Origin of the sequence: Aphanothece microscopica RSMan92 (assembly GCF_046613545.2) — a bacterium.
Classification (GTDB): Bacteria; Cyanobacteriota; Cyanobacteriia; order PCC-6307; family Cyanobiaceae; genus NIES-981.
This window is the reverse complement of sequence record NZ_JBKKKY020000266.1, coordinates 1-777: the sequence shown is the minus strand read 5'-3', so window position 1 is coordinate 777 and position 777 is coordinate 1. Positions and strand designations below refer to the sequence as shown.

1 protein-coding gene is annotated in these 777 nt (G+C 38.9%); it reads right to left on the bottom strand.

Annotation, left to right across the window (positions count from 1 at the left end; all coding sequences use genetic code 11):
* A partial coding sequence (locus tag ACLD7X_RS17410; protein ID WP_411424951.1) for an NHL repeat-containing protein occupies window positions 1-777 on the bottom strand: 777 nt, incomplete at both ends.

Genomic DNA, 777 nt, shown 5'->3' with positions numbered 1-777 from the left:
GGTATTAAGTTGATTTGAAGCATTTCCAGCACCATAACCTCCGGCAACGACCAATCCAATAGTAGACCCTGGAAGATACTTCAAGACCTGATGACTACCCTTATCAATTACGTAACTATTTCCCTCCGCGTCTATAAAGTCTGAATATAGTATAATTTCAGCCTCTGTGGCTTCTTCCGGCAACCATTTCTTGAAAACTTGGGTATAATTAATGTAGATATTGCCAGCTCTATCCCTGAATACAGAACCTGGTGTAAACTTAGATTTAGTACCAGCTACGACCACACGATCGCTACTACTTAGATTATTTGAATAATAAACAGAATCCCATGGTATTTTATTATCAATAGGAACACCATTTCGTTTCCAGGTAATTTCAGAATATGGGTGTTCTGATAAAGACAATATGCTACCAGCACAACCACCATTAGTTGTCAGGGTTGGCATGCTAAATTCCAGAACATTACTAACCACATTTGTCAGCTGACGACAAGTTTCATTACTAGTTAATACACAGGAAACTTTGTCTTTATCCGTTAGTGAATTATCCAGGTAGGTGGGGCTATTTACCCCAACAGGGGTGCCGTTCTTCAGCCATTGATATATAGGGTTACTTCCTCCATTGGTAATAGTTGTTGTAAAATTAACTGATATCCCAGGAGAAATGGTTGTTTGGGTTGAAGCTATTACCTTAATCGTCGGTACTACCTCTTTTACATTTATGGTAATAGTGGATATTTCACTGATACAGCCACTTATACTCTCACACCATACTCC